At 56.1% G+C, this 15,137-nt stretch carries 11 protein-coding genes; 10 read left to right on the top strand and 1 reads right to left on the bottom strand.

Annotated elements, in window-relative coordinates:
- Positions 1–679: 679 nt before the first annotated feature.
- A complete protein-coding gene (locus ACTQ1S_RS07855) occupies positions 680–1,348 on the bottom strand; it encodes a hypothetical protein (protein ID WP_441547460.1) in 669 nt (222 codons plus the stop codon).
- 117 nt (positions 1,349–1,465) lie between these two features.
- On the opposite strand from ACTQ1S_RS07855, the gene ACTQ1S_RS07850 reads away from it, so the two are divergent.
- From ACTQ1S_RS07850 to ACTQ1S_RS07805, 10 genes are all read left to right on the top strand, one after another.
- Entirely contained in the window at positions 1,466–2,035 is a 570-nt protein-coding gene (locus ACTQ1S_RS07850; RefSeq protein ID WP_441547459.1) for an SLATT domain-containing protein, read from the top strand.
- 15 nt (positions 2,036–2,050) lie between these two features.
- Complete coding sequence (locus ACTQ1S_RS07845) at positions 2,051–3,352, top strand: SMODS domain-containing nucleotidyltransferase (protein ID WP_441547458.1); 1,302 nt, start codon at positions 2,051–2,053, stop codon at positions 3,350–3,352.
- 155 nt (positions 3,353–3,507) lie between these two features.
- On the top strand, positions 3,508–4,089 hold the full coding sequence (locus ACTQ1S_RS07840; RefSeq protein ID WP_441547457.1) for a hypothetical protein: 582 nt from the start codon (positions 3,508–3,510) through the stop codon (positions 4,087–4,089).
- 618 nt (positions 4,090–4,707) lie between these two features.
- On the top strand, positions 4,708–6,846 hold the full coding sequence (locus ACTQ1S_RS07835; protein ID WP_441068656.1) for a DUF4118 domain-containing protein: 2,139 nt from the start codon (positions 4,708–4,710) through the stop codon (positions 6,844–6,846).
- Positions 6,843–7,748, top strand: coding sequence for a hypothetical protein (locus tag ACTQ1S_RS07830; RefSeq protein ID WP_441547456.1), 906 nt, complete (start codon positions 6,843–6,845; stop codon positions 7,746–7,748). Before ACTQ1S_RS07835 ends, ACTQ1S_RS07830 begins: the two co-directional genes overlap by 4 nt.
- A complete protein-coding gene (locus tag ACTQ1S_RS07825; protein ID WP_441547455.1) occupies positions 7,745–9,625 on the top strand; it encodes a DUF2194 domain-containing protein in 1,881 nt (626 codons plus the stop codon). The genes ACTQ1S_RS07830 and ACTQ1S_RS07825 overlap by 4 nt, the downstream gene beginning before the upstream one ends.
- Entirely contained in the window at positions 9,622–11,049 is a 1,428-nt protein-coding gene (pelF, locus tag ACTQ1S_RS07820) for a GT4 family glycosyltransferase PelF (protein ID WP_441547454.1), read from the top strand. The genes ACTQ1S_RS07825 and pelF overlap by 4 nt, the downstream gene beginning before the upstream one ends.
- Before the next feature lie 3 nt (positions 11,050–11,052).
- Positions 11,053–12,597, top strand: coding sequence for an exopolysaccharide Pel transporter PelG (gene pelG / locus ACTQ1S_RS07815; RefSeq protein WP_441547453.1), 1,545 nt, complete (start codon positions 11,053–11,055; stop codon positions 12,595–12,597).
- The gene (locus tag ACTQ1S_RS07810; RefSeq protein ID WP_441547452.1) at positions 12,587–14,356 is read left to right on the top strand and encodes a CotH kinase family protein; all 1,770 of its coding nucleotides are present in this window, start codon (positions 12,587–12,589) and stop codon (positions 14,354–14,356) included. The genes pelG and ACTQ1S_RS07810 overlap by 11 nt, the downstream gene beginning before the upstream one ends.
- A complete protein-coding gene (locus ACTQ1S_RS07805; RefSeq protein WP_441547451.1) occupies positions 14,343–15,134 on the top strand; it encodes a polyphosphate polymerase domain-containing protein in 792 nt (263 codons plus the stop codon). The genes ACTQ1S_RS07810 and ACTQ1S_RS07805 overlap by 14 nt, the downstream gene beginning before the upstream one ends.
- Positions 15,135–15,137 lie beyond the last annotated feature (3 nt).

Raw genomic sequence — 15,137 nt, 5'->3', positions numbered from 1 at the left:
CGCCCCCGGTCCCCGGGGCGCGGCCCTCTTGCTTAAACTGCTCAATTTTTCGTGCTCACGGTGCTCATTTCCCAGTGATCACTCGGACCACTTCTTAGTGAACATCAACAGGTATCTGCTGTCGCATTTGTGCTGGCGCCGTCTTCAGCCTTGCCTATGTCGCTGTTCGTGGCGTCGGCCTGCGCCTGCTGCTCGGCTGTTGCCTGAGGCTGTACGGCTTCTGCGATGGCTGCCATAGCATCGTCGCGCCGACCATGGACGTGCACGCGATCGCGCAGAGCAGGTAGCAAAGGGGTCGTTTCATAGCGGAGCCTCTCGGTGAGCAGCCAATAGGGTCCGAAGGTAGCTCCAGGCCAGCACTCCGCACATATTTTGTTGCGGTTTATTGTACGGGGACCCCAGTCAACATCAGCGAACTTTCTGGGGAATGTTGGGGAGGGGAGAGAGCGGTGGTAGGCCCGCTTTAGTCCCCGGCGGCGCTCTGGCCCGTGCTGGGCTGACTATACGCGATGCGGTAGCTTCAAATTCTCAGAACCTTCTCGCCAGATTGGCGTGGGTCAGCGTCGCTTGAGGTGATGGCTCATTGGGGCTCTGAGGCTTGTGCAGCAAAGAACTCTGGGGGCTTTATTCCGACCTGCTGCGAAATGGTCTGCTAGTTGATTGGTTATAGTAACTCAGCTCAGCTTGACTCTGCCATGTTCACTTCTTTGTTTGCTTCAAGAGCAATACGATGCTGGTCTTCGTATCCGAATTCAAGGGATATGCATGTCGATGCATCGAGATCGAAAAAGTAATTGTATCCAGGGACCGAGACGATAACAGAAGCGAAGTGCCATGAGTGATCTCGGGATTCTTTTTTCATGTTGGAGAGCGCTTCGCGAAGCATTTCCTCGTCAGCAAGAATATTGGATCTGACAAACAAGTCGTTTCTCCTAAAGAGTTCGTAGTCGCCAGAGTCAAGTCTGTCTAGCTTTTTGCGAAGAGCTTTAATAATCGGCTCGAATGAATCCGTACCATTTGGACCAAACAGGACTCCTTTTTCGAAATGCGCTCCACATTGCTCAATAAGTTCGATTCGGCGTTTTTCCTGAGAAGAATCATTCTCGTATAGGAGTTTGGAATAGAGGGATTCCGCCTTTCTGCTGTCTTGTGATTGGGAAGCTGTTACCTCGATGCCCAGAGACCGTGCACGATCGATCAAATCCGGTTTGTCGCTGTAAGCCAAATTTCCGTATTTGTCACTATCGATAAATTGCAGAACATGTCTCGCATAACACTCCCAGATATCGATCTTGGTCCTGCCAAGAATGGGCTTGATGTTGCTTTCGCTATCAATGGGGCTATGCATATGGCTCACTTCTGGTACTCGAATCTTGGGGTTAATGCCTGCCTTATTGTGCGATATTCTTTTGTCCTCGCGGCGTCCTATCCTTTTAGAAAAACACTGACTGTTTGGAGGATAGCAATGGAAACGACCGCTGAAGAGTTTGAAGAAAGGCGCCGGCTCTTACTGCAAATAGCTGAGGCTTATGCAAATCTTTTGTATACGTATAAGACGCAGCTCGTTGCGGCAGACAACGCCAACGGACTCAACAACCGTTTGTCCGTAATACAGACTGTTTTGACATCGGTTTCCGCTTGTGGCTTTGTAGGTATCTGGCTATCTGGAATGGAAATTGCGGCGCTGGCTGCCGCCGGCCTATCTGTGATCAGTCTAGCAATAACAATTTATCTTAAAGGGGCAAACTTGAGCGAGAGGGCGAATTGTCATGGCGCCACCGCAGATGCAATTTGGGTGATTCTTCAGGGGTATCTATCACTTCTTGCCGACAGCCGCTCATTTGATTTGGCGGAAATCAGGTCTCGTCGCGATTCTCTTCAAAAGGATGTTGCTTCAATTTACGCAAAAGGCCCTATGACAAATCCCAAAGCCTATTCAAAGGCCCGTGAAAGCATTAAGGCGGGTAACTGTGGGTTTTCTCCGGTGGAGATAGAACAGATACTCCCTGTCGGATTGAGGGATTTGGTTAGATAACTTAAGGGAACCAGCATGGATGAAAAACAATCTTTTGAGAATTTCTTCGATTCAATTTCGTTGGATTCATTGAGCGAGTATCAATCGTCGATTGAATCACTGACGAAATTATTGAACAAAAAATACTACGGTTCGGATTCTGTTGATGACCATTGTCTCGTGGTTGGGTCAGTTGGTCGGCAAACTGCTGTTTCCGAAACTAGTGATCTTGACCTTTTGTTTGTATTGCCACAGGAAGTCTATACGAGATTCAATGCCTATGACTCTAATGGGCAGTCAGCGCTTCTCCAAGAAGTCAAAAATACGATTAAAAACCGTTACCCCAAGACTGACATAAAAGGTGACGGACAAGCTGTGGTGATTAATTTCACAGATAGGTTTTATTCGATTGATTTGGTTCCTGCTTTTGAGCAGGACGACGGATCGTTTAAATATCCCGATTCAAATGATGGTGGGTCTTGGAAAAAGACGGACCCTATTCCTGAGCAAGATGCCTGTTCTACTCTATTTGAAAAGACCGATGGAGATGGCAAAAGGCTCTGCAATGCTCTAAGGGTTTGGAAAAATACTCTCGGATTCCATTTCAAGGGACTGCTTATCGATACTCTTGTTAATAATTTTTACAACCAGGATGACCGCTCAGGCGAACCATATGATCTTTTGGCTGATCTCTTTGAATTTCTGTCCGAGCAAGATCGCGAGCAATCATTTTGGCATGCCTTGGGTAGTAACCAGCAGGTTACAAATGATGATGGCGGGGCGTTTGTGCCAAAAGCCAAGAAAGCTCATAGAAAACTAACCGATGCCACTAGCTCTGATGAAAAAGAGCAAGCTCTCATTGATTTATTTGGAAAGTCATTCTCCGACGCTGTTGTCGATGGTTCTTCCGATAGTGAAGAAGCACAATTTGCTTCCAAGTATGGCGTGGCCATTGAGGAGCGATTCGTCGAGGATATATTTAAGGTTGATATTCGTCGTACGATGGATATCAATTGCGAAGTTATACAGCATGGATTTAGACCCTCATTACTTAGGGATATGTTGTCTAGGCATTGTCCTTTACTACGAAGGCGTTCGCTTCACTTCTTTGTTGTCAATGCTGCTTCTTTTAGAGATTGCGTTTTTTACTGGAAAGTTCGCAACTGCGGTGAAGCTGCATTTCAGAGAAACTGCATCCGAGGCGAAATTCAACGTGGCAATAAAGATGGCTTCCATGATGAGAAGACTGATTTTGTTGGCCCACATTATGTCGAGTGCTATGCGGTTAGGAGCGGCGTTTGTATAGCACGATCTAGAATTGAAGTCCCTATCAGTTAGCTCAAAGCACGAACTTCGTTTTTTGGTCTGGTTGAAGATTATGGGCTAGAAGAAATTCGTCATTAAATGCTCAGCTTATAGAAGTAGTAAAGGCGAAGTTTTCTATAAACAATTCCGTTTATACTAATGCGTACCAGATGAAAGGAGAGGAGGTCATGCACGATGAATTCAATGGTGAAAACGTTTCCGACATGGCCGGGTCTGGATATGAGCAAGAAGGTTTCCGAGGCGAGGGCTCGCTCGACGAGGAGCTCGAACAAGATGGTCACCGTGATGGCGGCCAGAATCATCTCGGAGAAGTCTTTAAAGGTAAAGACCTCGAAGTAGAGGGGGAGTTTGCGACTGCAACTCCAGAGAAGCAGGCTGAGATCATTGCATCGAGTCTATGGAGTGGCATTCTTCCCCCACCGGATGAATTCTCCAAGTATCCTGTTGAGGTTCAGCATGAAATTGTGCGATGGGCATCTGTTTCTGTTGAGAGTCAATCTAGGCTAATTGAAACTGCCGCCGCGTTGGATAGGGCAGAGTCAGCTCGACTTGACGCCATGAATAAGGTTGATGCCGAACAGATTCCGCGAGCGCAATATGGAACGATATTTCTTAATCTTGCGTTGATAGTCGGTGCCATCATATTGGGCTGTTTGGACAGAACAACCGTTGCCTGTTCTCTTGTAGGCGGGCTTGCGGCGATTAATGTTCTCAATCTATTTGTTTCCAACCGCTCTTCGAAAAAGTGATGCGACGGTATGATGCCCTAAATAAAAAACGAAGACCTGCTATGGGCCATTGTTTTGCAAGGGGGTTCCTTCCTAACGGAGGGCATCCCCTAGTTTTATTTAAATGGAGATTGGGGAGACGAACATCTGCATTCCTGATCGTTCCTGAGTATCGCTCTGTTGGATTGATAGGCGTTACGGTAAGATGTTCTCAGTGATGCAGTCGCCGTGGACTCTACGTGAGGCGGAGACAAAGAAGGGTCGTTGTTCGGTTTCCGGCAACGGCCCTTTGACGTATTCGCGGCAACTGGATGTTGTCGCGAATGCCGCCTTTGTTGCTAGAGCCCTCGATGCGGAGCCGTTATTTCGGAAGTGCGGGGAAAATCGGAACTCTCGAGCGCACCGTCCTTTTCATGAAACGAAACCGCAGATAGATGCGTTGTCTCTATCCGGCGTAGCCGGCATGTCAAGAATTTGCCGCATACTTCCGGATTGGGCGCTCATTCAGCACCCTCGTCGCCCCCCACATCCTCTGAAGATGTTCTTAAAACTGCCTTAAAGGCGTCCCGGCTCGCGTTGACGGCGTACAATACGCATGTTTGACTATGGCAAATGTGGAATTAAGGGGAGGGGTGCGCCATGGAGGTGCTGGTTGTTGGCAACACCGCATATGTTGACGATGACTTTTGTGCCAAGGCGTTCCCCGGGGACCATGTTAAGGTCGTCGCTGCCGCGGAAGCGCGCCGCGACGAGTCATCGCCCCATGCCTCGTGGAATGAGCTCCTCCAGCACTTGGAGCAGGCCTACGAGTTCGACCGCGTGGTCTACCTATCCAATTACCTTACCCCGCATACCGATATCGTGGGCGATATCGAGCTGCTGCGCTCGGTCTTTCGTGCGTGCGCGGGTCGCCGGGTCCAGCTGCTGTATGTAGCGGGGCCCGTGGGTGCCGCGGGTGCCGCCGATGCCACGGGGCGAACGGGCAAGGGCATTATCGCGCGCGCAGCCAACGACCTGTGCCGCTACTACGCTGCTCGCGAGGGCGTTCAAACCAAGATCCTGCGCGTGCCGTTCCTGTATACCGCGTCTGCCGCACTGGAGGACCCGTTTTTGGTGCCGCTATTTGACGCGTGCTCAACCGGATCGGTCGCTTTGCAGGGCGCGGAGGACGCGCCGTTTCCGCTGCTGTGTGCCGAGGAACTCGCGGTGCTGGTGCATCGCATCTTTGACAGCTGGGACGCCTCCTTTGAGACGCTCGATGTTGCCGATACCTTCCATCACACGTCAGGTGAGGTGGGCGAGGCCCTCAAGGCGCTGTTCCCAGGGCTCTCAGTTGCCTATGGCGATTCTGCCGGCTATGCCCTGCCCGTCAGCGACATCGTTCGCGTTCGCTATGGCTGGTTTCAGCGCTACGACCCGTTTCGTGATCTTTCGACCATTCATGCTCGCTGGGATGCTGGCCGCGCAGGGAAGGTCAACCCCTTGCGCGCCGCTATCGACCGCATCCAGATGCACACGCTGCCTATTAAATGCCTGGAGACGGGCGTTGCCTGGGTCCTGTTCGAGGTGCTGGAGTATTTGTTCTCGCAATCTGCCCAGCTCAACGTGCTCGATTATCGCCTGCTCTACGTCGTGCTCATCGGCACGCTGTATGGCCTGGACTTTGGTCTGGCTGCGGCACTGCTGGCATCGGTTGGTTTGGCTGTGAGCTACTTTACCCAGTATGGCTATACCTTCCAGGGCCTCTTTTACGAGCCGTCCAACTGGCTGCCGTTTATCGCGTACTTTGTGGTGGGTGCCGTATGCGGCTACGTGCAGCTGCGCAACAACGAGGCCATTAAGGTGGAGCGCGACCAAAACGAGCTCGTGCGTAATCGCAATACGTTCCTCACGCAGCTCTATCACGATGCTATCGAGGACAAGCGCACCTACAAGCGCCAGATTGTGGGGCGTCACGATAGCTTTGGCAAGATCTTTGCCGTGACGCAAGAGCTCGACGTGCTCAACCCGCGCGACATCTACCGCAAGTGCTGTGAGCTCATGGGTGAGATTCTCGAAAACAATTCGGTGACGATCTACCACGTTTCGGGCGGGGCGTTTGCACGTCTGGTGGCGGCGAGTCCCGTGATTGCCGAAGACGCCACGCGCTCGCTCACGCTTGAGCAACTTGCACCCCTTTTGGGCGGCGGGGGTCGTTCGAACCTGTGGGTCAATCGCGAGCTGACGCCGGGGCTTCCCATGTTTGGATATACGATCGAGCGCGACGGGGCGCCCGCCGTGTTGATTTTTTTGCGTCGTGCGGCCGAGAACCAAATGACGCTCTATTACCAAAACCTGTTCCGCATCTTGTGCGGCCTGGTCGAAAGCGCGCTGGGCCGTGCCTTTGACTATGAGGCGGTGGCTCAGGATAAACGCTGCGTCGATGGCACGTGCGTGCTCAAACAGGCGGCCTTTGGTCAAGAGCTCGCGGCCGAGCAGGCGCTGTCGGATGGCAAGATGGGCAGCTTTTTGCTCCTGCGCGTGGTGCCGGGCATGGAGCCTGTCGGCGAGCTGGTGGGCGCAATTGGGTCGGCAATCCGCGAGAGCGATGCAGCGGGCCTGGTCGACGGTGACGTGCTTTACCTGCTTATGCGCCAGGCAAAGCCGTGCGACCTGCCCATTATCCGCGAGCGCCTGAGCGCGAAGCGGATTGCGGTGGAGCCCGTCGACGGCGAGGACATCGTGGCGCTTCTGCAGCACATCGCTGACACCGGTGACGGTGAGGGGGATGTCGCTTGATCTCGCTTGTCGTTGCTGCCGTCTTGCTGCTGATTCATGCGCTGGTTTGCCTGGTGTTGTGGACGCTTATGAAGTTGGGCCTGCTGCCGGTGCGCGGGCATATGCTGGCCGTGATGGTACTCGTGCCGTTGTGGGGACCGCTGCTGGTGGTGCTGCTTATCACGCGTAGCGCCGTGTTTGGCACGGACCTTAAGGACGACACGCTAGAGTCGCTGCGCATTAACGACGAGCTGCATCGCAGCATCTTGGTGCACGACCGTGAAGCCGATGCGGGCGTGATCCCGCTCGAGGAGGCGCTCATCGTCAACGACCCGGCAGACCGGCGCCGCCTCATGCTCTCCATGCTTACCGAGGAGCCCGATGCGTACCTGGCGCAGCTGCAGGCGGCTAAGCTGAACGACGACGTTGAGGTGGCGCACTATGCCGCGACGGCGGTGGCGCAGATCTCCAAGGAGTCCGACCTTAAACTGCAGCAGCTGGAGCGCGCCTTTAAGACCGACCCGAGCGCGCAAAACCTCAACGAATACTGCGATTTTCTTGGTGAGTATTTGGACTCGGGTTTGGCTGAGGGGCGCGTGGCTCAGATTCAGCGTCAACAGTACGCACGTCTGCTTGCGCGCCGCTGCGAGCGCGAGGACACCTTTGAGCTGCGTATTCGGTATGCGACGGCGCTGGCCGATGTCGACCAGATCGACGAGGCGCAGGCCGTGACCGACCAGCTCGTGCTCGACGCGCCCGAGGAGCAGGAGGTTTGGATACTTTGCCTGCGCCTGGCCGTGATGCGCCGCGACGGTGACGAGGTCCACCGCGTGATCGATGCGATCGACAAACAGCATGTGTACTTGAGCGCCGCCAACCGCGAGGAGCTGGCTTTTTGGCGCGACGGGGAGGAGGCCCGATGAGCGTGGTGCAGCGTATCCGCGACCGTGCGGGCCATTTTCGCTGGATGGGCCTGCTTGTGGTGTGGGCGGTCTTTATCGCCATGGCCGCCGTGCTGCTGGTGGAGCGTGCCGGCGTGCAGTACAGTGCGGGCCAGCATAAACTGGGGATGCTTGCCGCCAATGACGCGGTGCCTGCCTCCTCGGCGATGTTTGGCCAAAAGCCGACGTGCCTGGTCATTACCGATACCGATCAAGACGGCGTCGAGGACATAAAGGAGCAGTTTGACCAGATCCTGCTCGACATGAAGATCGCGCACCGCGACGTTGATATTGCCACCGATGGCGCGGATGCGATTCCCTCGCTGACGTCCTTCGATCGCGTGATTTTGCTCATGCCGTCGCTCGATGGGCTCGGTACGCACCTGACCGATATTATGAGTTGGGTGAGTGCCGGCGGTTCGCTTATGCTCGCCATGCCGCCGGATAATTCGAGCTATCTGCAGGTGATTGCTCCCAAGCTTGGTATTGAATCGGCCGGATACGACTATGTAATAGCCGAAAGCATTGTGCCGAGCGAGGACTTTATGCTGGGCGGGGGAGAGCGCTACGGGCTCTCGGACCCCTTTGATTCGTCGCTTTCGGTTTCGCTGCGCGAGACGGCGCGTGTGTGGGCTAAGACCGGCGATGCAGGCGCCCCGCTCATTTGGTCCAATGACTGCGGTAGCGGACGCACCGTGGTGTGCAATATCGGTGTCTACGACAAGGTCATGCGCGGGTTTTACGCCGCGGCGATCAGCCTGCTCGGCGATGCCACGGCCTACCCGGTCATCAACAGTGCCGTCTTCTATCTGGACGACTTTCCCAGCCCCGTGCCCTCGGGCGACGGCACCTACATCAAGCGCGACTACGGGCTTTCCATCGCCGACTTTTATGCCAAGGTCTGGTGGCCCGATCTGCAAAAGCTCGCGCAAAAATACGGCATTCGCTATACCGGCGTGATGATCGAAAACTATGAGGACGCGGTCAATCAGGCCGAGCCCGCGCGCCAGGCCGATACCACGCAGTTTCGCTACTTTGGCGGCATGCTGCTGCAGATGGGCGGAGAGCTGGGCTTTCACGGCTACAACCATCAGCCGCTGGCACTCTGGGACACCGACTATGGCGCGCTGTACGACTACAAGACGTGGAAGAACAAGGAGACGCTTGTTGCATCGCTCAACGAGCTTATCGCCTTTCAGGACGAGGTGCTACCCAACGCGCACGGTTCGGTCTACGTGCCGCCGTCAAATATCCTTTCGGCCCGCGCTCGCAAGATTATTGGCGAGGACGTGCCGCGCATTAAGACCATCGCCAGTACGTATTTTGAGGATGGCACCGACCTGCCGTACGTGCAGGAGTTTAGCGTGGCGAGCGATGGCATCGTGGAGCAGCCGCGTATTGTCTCGGGCGGCATGGTCGACGATTCCTATATGCGCCTGGCTGCCGTGTCCGAGCTCAACATGCACTATGTGAGTACGCACTTTATGCACCCGGACGACCTGCTCGATCCCGATCGCGGCGCCAGGCAAGGCTGGGAGATCTATAAGGGCGGCCTGACCGACTACCTGGACTGGCTTACCAAGTCGGCGCCCGACCTGCGCCGCCAGACCGGCTCGGAATGCTCGGGCGCCATCCAGCGCTTTTCGTCCGTGACGGTGAGCGTGGATACAGGCGCGGATGCCTGGACGCTTAACCTGGGCAATTTCCACGACGAGGCGTGGCTCATGTTCCGTGCCAATAACGGCGAGCCGGGAGCAGTCACGGGTGGCGAGATTACGCATCTGACGGGCGACCTATACCTGATCAAAGCCACGGACAAGACGGTGACCATTGCGCGCAAGGAGGGTAGCGACAAATGAGAATCTGCTTGGTACTCGAAGGTTGCTACCCCTATGTGCACGGTGGCGTGTCCACCTGGATGCATGGCTATATACAGGCCATGCCCGAGCACGAGTTTGTGCTGTGGGTGATCGGCGCGCATGCGGCCGACCGCGGCAAGTTTGTCTACGAGCTGCCCAAAAACGTTGTCGAGGTGCACGAGGCGTTTCTGGACGACGCCCTGCGCCTTTCGGGCGAGCAGGAAGAGGCGGACTTTAACGACCGCGAGCGCGAGGCGCTGCGCCGCCTGGTGTCGCTTTCCAATCCGGATTGGGACGTGCTGTTCGATATCTTCCAGCGTCGTCGCGTGCATCCGCTCTCGTTTTTGCAGAGCCGCACGTTTATGGATATCTTTCGCGATGTGTGCCTGGCCGAGTACCCCTACACGCCTTTTGCCGACGCATTCCATACCATGCGCTCCATGCTGCTGCCCGTGCTCTACCTGCTGGGCAGCGAGGTGCCGGTGGCCGATGTGTACCACGCCATCTCGACCGGCTACGGCGGCCTGCTCGCCTGCTTGGGTTCAAGCGTTCACCATGCGCCGGTGCTGCTCACCGAGCACGGCATCTACACGCGCGAGCGCGAGGAAGAGATTATTCGCGCCGACTGGGTGGTGCCGTCGTTTAAGGACCGCTGGATTCGCTTTTTCTACCTGCTTTCGGAGGAGATCTACCGTCGCGCTTTTCGCGTGACGAGCCTGTTTCACAATGCCCGCAAGACGCAGATCGATATGGGCTGCGATGCGGACAAATGCCTGGTCATCCCCAATGGCATTCAGTTCGACCGCTTTAAGGACATTCCCTTAAAGCCTGATGACGGCTGGGTTGACATTGGAGCGGTGGTGCGCCTGGCGCCCATCAAGGACGTCAAGACCATGATCTATGCCTTCTTTGAGCTGCACGAGCGCGTCCCTAAGGTGCGCCTGCATATCATGGGCGGCGTGGACGACGAGGAGTACGGCGCCGAGTGCCACGCGCTGGTCGATACCCTGGGCGTGCGCGACCTGATCTTTACCGGCCGCGTCAACGTGGTCGAGTACATGGAAAAGCTGGACTTTACCATTTTGACGAGCATCTCCGAGGGCCAGCCGCTCAGCGTGCTGGAGTCGCTTGCCGCGCGTCGTCCCTGCGTGACGACCGAGGTGGGCTGCTGCCGTGAGCTGCTCGAAGGCGCCCCGGGCGACGACTTTGGCGTGGCGGGATTTGTGACGCCGCCTATGTATCGCAAGGGCTTGGCCGATGCCATGGAGCGCATGTGCGCAAGCCGTGCCCGCCGTATCGAGATGGGGGAGCGCGGCCAGCGTCGCGTTGCCACGTACTTTTTGCACGAGCAGATGCTCGCCAACTATCGCGCGCTGTACGACGAGACGGCGCGTGCGTATGATTTGCCCAGAGAGGGGGAGTAGCCGGTGGCCGGAATCGGTTTTGAGCTCAAACGCCTGTTTAGGCGCAAGGGTCTGTTTGCCACGATGCGCGCCTATGGCTACGCCGGCATTGTGTGCACGGGCCCCATGCTGCTGGGCGTGTTGCTCCAGGTGGGTATCTTGGTGCTGTGCGGTCTGTGGGATGTGGGCCGAGCCAACCAGGATCTGCTGGTGTGCATGGTGACCTATACGCTGCTGGCGTCGCTCACGCTTACAAGCTTTTTCTCCATGCCGGTCACGCGCTTTTTGGCGGACATGCTCTTTGCCGAGCGCGAAGAAGAGGTCTTGCCCTCGTTTTGGGGTTCCAACGCCATCATGCTCGTTGCGGGCACGGTACTCTACGGCGTCTTTTTGCTGTTCTCGGGCGCCACACTGCTGCAGGGGTTGCTGTGCCTGTGGCTGTTCAACATTATGATCGTCAACTGGAACGGCATGAATTACCTCACGGCCATCAAGGACTACCGTGGCATTCTGTGCAGCTTTGTGGCTGCCATTGGCGTGGCGTGCCTGTGCGCCCTGGCTGCGCTGGCGCTGGGGCTGCCGCCGGTCGAGGGCCTACTGGCGTCAATCGCCCTGGGCTACGGCGTCATGCTCGCCTGGGACGTGGTGCTGCTGTACCGGTATTTTCCGCAGAGCGACCGCAGCCCCTGGCTCTTTTTGCAGTGGCTCGATCAGTTTATGCCGCTGGCGCTCACGGGTCTGTTTACCAGCCTGGGGCTCTTTGCGCACCTGGTGATTATTTGGGCCGGTCCCATTGGCGTGCAGGTCAAGGGCCTGTTTTATGGCGCGCCCTACCACGATGTTCCGGCGCTCATCGCGTTTTTGACGGTCCTGGTCACGACCGTAAACTTTGTGGTCTCGGTCGAGGTCAACTTTTATCCGCGCTACCGCGACTACTACAGCCTGTTCAACGACGGCGGCGTAGTGGGCGATATTGTGGTGGCCGAGGAGGAGATGCTTGCCACGCTCAACAGCGAACTGCGCTTTTGCGCGCTCAAGCAGCTGTTTGTGACCGCGGCGGTCATTTCGCTCGAGACCACGGTACTCTCGGCCCTGCCGCTGGGCTTTAACAGTCTTATGCACGGGTATTTTCGCACGCTGTGCGTGGGCTATGGCCTGTATGCCGTGGGCAATACGGTGATGCTCATCTTGCTGTACTTTACCGACTGCAAGGGGGCCGTGCTGGCCTCGGGCCTGTTTGCCGGTGTGGCGGGGCTGGCGACTGCCGTGTCGCTGCTTTTGCCGCAGCAGTTTTACGGCTTTGGCTTTTTGTTGGGTGCGGCGGTGTTTTTTATCGTGGCGCTGCTGCGACTCGACACCTATACTGCCAACTTGCCGTATCGTATCCTGAGCCAGCAGCCCATGGTGGCGACCGACAAAGAAGGCTGGTTTACCGAGTTGGGCCGCATGCTCGAGCATGTTGAGGGGCGCTATGAGGAACAGCGCATGGAGCGGGAGCCGCATGGCGCGTTTGAACGCACGGTGGTCCGTGTGTATCGCAACCATTGGGGAGGTTCTGATGACCGATAGGATGATGTCTCGCCGTCGCCTGTTTGAGGCGGCTGCCGGTGCGCTGCTGCTTTCGGGCTGCTCGTCTCAGGACGAATCCTCGACCAAAAAGGTCAAAAAGCAGGGCAAGATTAACAAGGCCGAGGCCTCGAATGAGGTCAAGCACCTGCGCGACAAGGACGAGCTGTACGAGGTCTACGACGACTCGGGCATTGTGACCATGTACCTGACGGTCTCGCGCGGCAACAGCTCCGAGAACACTGATCATAGCTGGGCCGAGATCAATACGTACTCGGTGTATGACTATGAGGCAATGGGTGCTAAGCGCTATCAAGTCTTGGGGTTGCTGCAGCCAGGTGACGAAAAAGGACCCGTTGCCGGTGAGGTCGGTTATGGTGAAGAGGCTCCCAACGCCACTGTGCAAGTGCGCGGCCAATCATCGAGTAAAAACACGCAAAAGAATTACAAGGTGGAGCTCAAAAAGGGCAAGGGTACCTGGCGTGAGCAGCGTTCCATTGCGCTCAACAAGCATATGGGTGAGGGTTTGCGCTTTCGAAATAAGATGGCCTACGATTTGATTCGCGGGATTCCCCAGATGATGGGCCTGCGCACACAGTTTGTGCATCTGTGGGTGTGCGACCAGACCGAAAAGTCCAACGACACCTTTGAGGACTACGGCCTGTTTACACAGGTAGAGCAGCTTAATAAGACGGCGCTTAAGGCACATGGCCTAGATAAGAATGGACACCTGTACAAGGTGAACAACTTTGAGTTCTATCGCTACGAGGACACCATTAAACTCGCCGACGAACCCGACTACAACCAGGCGGCTTTTGAGAGCATGCTCGAGATTAAGGGCGACTCGGACCACACCAAGCTCATCGAGATGCTCGATGCGCTCAACGACGAATCGCAAAAGATCGATGACGTGCTCGACACCTACTTTGATACCGAGAACCTGGTCTATTGGCTGGCGTTTCAGATCCTGACGGGCAACTGCGATACACAGAACCGTAACTGCTATCTGTACAGCCCGCTCAACTCAAATACCTGGTACTTTTTGGATTGGGATAACGACGGCATGCTGCTTAAGCTTGAGCATAGCCTGAAGGGGTTCTCGGACTATGCGAGCTGGGAGCGCGGCGCGAGCAACTACTGGTGCAACTTGCTGTTTAACCGCGCGTTGCGCAGTAAGTCGTTCCGCAGCGAACTCGACCGTGCCGTCAAGGACTTGCGCTCGTATCTGACCGAGGCGCGTCTGGCCAAGATGATTAAACATTACCGCGAAGTGACCGAGTCGCTTGTCTTTTCCGCGCCCGACCTCGATAACCTGCCCGTTACCAAAGACGAATACGAGCAGATTGCCGCGGCGATTCCCTCCGAGATCGAGGAGAACTACAAGAGCTACTGCGAAAGCTTTAAAAAGCCCATGCCGTTCTACATTGGCGTGCCGCAGATCGATAACGGCAAGCTGCGCATGAGCTGGGATGCCGCGTACGACTTTGAGGCGCGCGATATTCGCTATACCGTCGAGCTTGCGCGCGACTACGCCATCAATGACGTGCTTTTTAAGGCCGAGGACGTGCTGCTGCCGGAGGTAACGTGCGATGCGCCCGATACCGGCCAGTACTTTGTGCGCGTGCGTGCCACCAACTCCGATGGCTATACGCAAGATGCGTTTGACTACTATGTGACCGACGATGGAAAGCAGTACGGCATGAAGTGCTTTTACGTGCAAGACGGCGGTAAGGTCGTGGAGGACACGTATGAGGAGGGCTAGCGCGTTGCTTGAGCGCCTGGCGGCACCTCCTGCGCGTGCCACGCAGGAGCGTTATCGCCACGAGCTCAAATATCTCATTAACGAGGGCGAGCACTCCGCGCTTGCCTGTCGCATGGCGCCGGTTTTTAAACTGGACAAGCATGCGCGCTCGGGTGGTTACACCATTCGCAGCCTGTACTTTGACGACTACTGCAACTCGGCCTACGAGGAAAAAGACGCCGGTATTCTCATGCGCAAAAAGTATCGCGTGCGCATCTATAACGGCAGCGACAGGGTGATTAAGCTCGAGCGCAAAAAGAAGTACGGCAGCTGGATCTACAAGGAGGACGCGCCGCTCACGCGCGGCGAGTTTGAGCAGATCCTGGCTGGCGACTACGGCTTTTTGCTGCGGAGCCCGCACCAACTCTGCCGCGAGTTCTACATCGAGTGTATCTGCAACATGATGCGCCCGCGGACCATCGTGGACTACGAGCGCGAGCCGTGGGTGATGGATGAGGGCACCGTGCGCATTACGTTTGACATGAACGTGCGTGCCGCGGTGGGTAGCTTTGATATCTTTGACGCGACCTTGCCCGCGCTGCCCGTGCTGGAGCCCGGCAAGCTGGTGATGGAGGTCAAGTTTACCGAGTTTTGTCCGCAGCTGGTGCGCGATATGGTGCCGCCGGGCGCGGCCGAGCTTACGGCGGTCTCCAAGTACTGCCTGTGTTACGAAAAGACCGCCTACCTGCGCGGTTTTGACTACTGGGAATCGGATTCTGAGAACCGAGGGGATATTTAGACC

The sequence above is a fragment of the Collinsella sp. LCP21S3_D3 genome, assembly GCF_052118305.1.
Taxonomy (GTDB): Bacteria; Actinomycetota; Coriobacteriia; order Coriobacteriales; family Coriobacteriaceae; genus Collinsella.
This window is presented reverse-complemented; position numbering and strand designations above follow the sequence as displayed.

Bases quoted from the DNA above. Each gene is read 5' to 3' on its own strand.
- ACTQ1S_RS07805 (WP_441547451.1), top strand. From the start codon at position 14,343: ATGAGGAGGGCTAGCGCGTTGCTTGAGCGCCTGGCGGCACCTCCTGCG.
- ACTQ1S_RS07835 (WP_441068656.1), top strand. From the start codon at position 4,708: ATGGAGGTGCTGGTTGTTGGCAACACCGCATATGTTGACGATGACTTT.
- ACTQ1S_RS07840 (WP_441547457.1), top strand. From the start codon at position 3,508: ATGCACGATGAATTCAATGGTGAAAACGTTTCCGACATGGCCGGGTCT.
- ACTQ1S_RS07845 (WP_441547458.1), top strand. From the start codon at position 2,051: ATGGATGAAAAACAATCTTTTGAGAATTTCTTCGATTCAATTTCGTTG.
- ACTQ1S_RS07850 (WP_441547459.1), top strand. From the start codon at position 1,466: ATGGAAACGACCGCTGAAGAGTTTGAAGAAAGGCGCCGGCTCTTACTG.
- pelF (WP_441547454.1), top strand. From the start codon at position 9,622: ATGAGAATCTGCTTGGTACTCGAAGGTTGCTACCCCTATGTGCACGGT.
- ACTQ1S_RS07825 (WP_441547455.1), top strand. From the start codon at position 7,745: ATGAGCGTGGTGCAGCGTATCCGCGACCGTGCGGGCCATTTTCGCTGG.
- ACTQ1S_RS07855 (WP_441547460.1), bottom strand. From the start codon at position 1,348: ATGCATAGCCCCATTGATAGCGAAAGCAACATCAAGCCCATTCTTGGC.
- ACTQ1S_RS07810 (WP_441547452.1), top strand. From the start codon at position 12,587: ATGACCGATAGGATGATGTCTCGCCGTCGCCTGTTTGAGGCGGCTGCC.